At 34.0% G+C, this 1,835-nt stretch carries 2 protein-coding genes; both read left to right on the top strand.

Annotation, left to right across the window (positions count from 1 at the left end):
- The first annotated feature begins 62 nt into the window (after positions 1 to 62).
- Positions 63 to 860: a Coenzyme F420 hydrogenase/dehydrogenase, beta subunit C-terminal domain gene (locus DWW13_RS17950; RefSeq protein ID WP_147398338.1), complete on the top strand. Its 798-nt coding sequence runs from the start codon at positions 63 to 65 to the stop codon at positions 858 to 860.
- Between the two features lie 4 nt (positions 861 to 864).
- A partial coding sequence (locus tag DWW13_RS17945) for a lipopolysaccharide biosynthesis protein (protein ID WP_199674884.1) occupies positions 865 to 1,835 on the top strand: 971 nt, incomplete at its 3' end.

The following is a 1,835-nucleotide window of genomic DNA, read 5'->3' as shown; positions in this document are numbered from 1 at the left end:
GTTCCCTGGAGGTCGTGAACGGGTGATTATTCATCGCTTACTTATCAAATACGACAGAGTATTTGGAAAAGTTCAAGCTAAGTAAATATATGCAAGCAGATTGTAAGGGGGTTTTCAGTGGGATTAAAGATTGCTTCAAGCTGAAGCAACAAGTCTTATTTATAGGTACACCATGTCAATGTGATGCGGCAAGAAAATTAGCTGGTGAAAGATACGGAGATTTTTTAACTACGGTTGAATTAATCTGCCATGGTGTCCCATCCCAGAAGATTTTTAAAGAATATGTGAATGATGTAATTGCAAGTAATAAAGTAATAGATAAACTTCTCTTTCGAACAGAATTAGGAGAGGAATTAGTTCTTTATTCTCAAAATAAAGTAATATGGAAAAGACGATCATTTCAGGACGATTATCTAACAGCATTTCAAGAAGGCATTCTCAGTAACGAGAAATGTTATCAGTGCCCATATGCTACTCCAAATCGTGGATCTGATTTAACAATTGGAGATTTTTGGGGGATAGGTGAAGTTCGGTCTTTCAGCAGACCACAATGTAGGGTATCAGTATTATTAGTGAATACTGAAAAGGGAAAACAACTTTTGGAATTATGTGATGGGTTGTACCTAGAAGAACGTGATAATTGCGAAGCAGTTAATGGTAATGGGCAATTAAAAGGACCCGCTAAAAAATCCGCTAAGTATGAATTGTTTTGGAATGTATACAGACGAAAAGGAATTAAGTCGGCAATGGACTGTACAGTACACAGAAAAACAAATTATGCATACTTAAAAGATAAGTACTGGGGAGGGATAAAAAGATCTATAAAAAGAGTGCTTGTAAAGACAGGAGTAATGAGATAAAACAATGAATAAAATATTGAAAAAGTATAATGATATTCCGATTGCTGCTAAAGCAGCATTGTGGTTTGTGTTTTGTAATGTTCTTCAGAAATGCGTGGCATTAATTACAACTCCAGTTTTTACGAGACTAATGACACCAGATCAGTATGGACAATTTAGTATATACAATTCATGGCTTCAAATATTTACAATTATTACAACGTTGAGGCTGAATTGGGGCGTTTTCAACAAGGGAATGAGTAAATATAAAGAGGATAGAGATGTTTATACAGTTACGATGCAGACTATTACAACAGTCTTAACGTTGATAACTTTTGTATTATACATCATTTTTAGGGATTTTATCAATTCCATTGTTGAATTACCAACGTTTATTATGATTGCAATATTTGCAGAATTATTAGTAACACCTGCCATAGATTTTTGGACAATCAGAAAGAGATATGAGTATATTTACGTCCCAGTAGTCATTCGGTCTATTTTACTGGTTGTAGCAAACGCTTTATTAGGGGTAGTGGCGGTACTTATAAGTGATGAAAAGGGATATGCGCGTATATTATCGTGTGTGTTCGTAAATATAATATTTGGCTCAGTGTTATATGTGTATAACATTATAAAAGCTAAAAGAATTTTTTACAAGCCCTATGCCGTTTTTGCAATTAAATTTAATATACCACTATTGTTACATTATTTGTCCCAGTATATATTGGATCAATTTGATAGAGTGATGATTCAGAAGATGGTTGGAATGGCATCAGCTGGCATTTATAGTGTTGCATACAATGCGGCTGCTGTACTGCGAATTGTAACCCAAAGTGTTAATAATGCGTTTATACCATGGCAATATGAAAAATTAGAAGAAAAAAAATTTAAAGAAGTTGATAATATGTCATGCGTTATATGTTCAATTGTTTCTGTTTGTGCAATGCTTTTTTGTTGTCTTGCACCTGAAATGATGTCTGTTTTAGCTGGTAA

The sequence above is a fragment of the Blautia sp. AF14-40 genome (assembly GCF_003479665.1).
GTDB lineage: Bacteria > Bacillota > Clostridia > Lachnospirales > Lachnospiraceae > Fusicatenibacter > Fusicatenibacter saccharivorans.
Note: the sequence above shows the minus strand (reverse complement) of the source record. Positions and strands in the feature narration are given on the sequence as shown.